The following is a 1,103-nucleotide window of genomic DNA, read 5'->3' on the forward strand; positions in this document are numbered from 1 at the left end:
GGAAAGACAACAACAACAGCAGCAATCTCAAAAGTATTATCTGATTTAGGATTAGCTAAAGCAGTAGATTTCGCTAACATCGACCAAGCACCAGAAGAAAGAGAAAGAGGAATCACTATAAACACAGCTCATATCGAATATGAAACTGCAGCAAGACATTACGCACACGTAGACTGTCCTGGCCATGCTGACTATGTTAAGAACATGATCACAGGAGCAGCACAAATGGATGGAGCTATCTTAGTAGTTTCAGCAGCAGACGGTCCAATGCCTCAAACAAGAGAGCATATCTTACTTTCTAAGCAAGTAGGAGTACCTTACATCATTGTATACTTAAACAAAGCTGACATGGTAGACGACGAAGAATTATTAGAATTAGTAGAAATGGAAGTAAGAGAATTATTAACTGAGTACGGATTCGACGGAGATGACGCACCAGTAGTAACAGGATCTTCTTTAGGAGCATTAAACGGAGAGCAAAAATGGGTAGATCAAATCATGGAATTAATGAATGCAGTAGATTCATATATCCCAACTCCAGAAAGAGCAATTGACCAACCATTCTTAATGCCAGTAGAGGACGTTTTCACTATCACAGGTAGAGGAACAGTAGTAACTGGAAGAGTAGAAAGAGGAATAGTAAAAGTAGGAGAAGAGATTGAAATCGTAGGAATCAAAGATACAATCAAATCTACTTGTACAGGTGTAGAGATGTTCAGAAAGTTATTAGACCAAGGACAAGCTGGAGATAACATCGGAGCATTATTAAGAGGAATCAAGAAAGAAGACGTAGAAAGAGGACAAGTTTTATGTCATCCAGGAACAATCAATCCACATACAAACTTCACAGGAGAAGTATATGTATTAACTAAAGAGGAAGGTGGAAGACATACTCCATTCTTCACAGGATACAGACCACAATTCTACTTCAGAACAACTGATATCACAGGAGCAGTACATTTACCAGAAGGTGTAGAAATGGTAATGCCTGGAGACAACATTGAAATGACAGTAGAATTAATCCATCCAATCGCAATGGAAGAAGGATTAAGATTCGCAATAAGAGAAGGTGGAAGAACAGTAGCATCAGGTGTAGTAGGAAA

The 1,103-nt window shown here is 38.7% G+C and carries 1 protein-coding gene; it reads left to right on the top strand.

What is annotated here, in order from left to right; genetic code table 11:
- Positions 1-1,103, top strand: a 1,103-nt coding sequence (gene tuf, locus DYH56_RS15680; RefSeq protein WP_114643783.1) for an elongation factor Tu, incomplete at both ends; no start/stop codon positions are given.

The sequence above is a fragment of the Psychrilyobacter piezotolerans genome (genome assembly GCF_003391055.1).
GTDB lineage: Bacteria > Fusobacteriota > Fusobacteriia > Fusobacteriales > Fusobacteriaceae > Psychrilyobacter > Psychrilyobacter piezotolerans.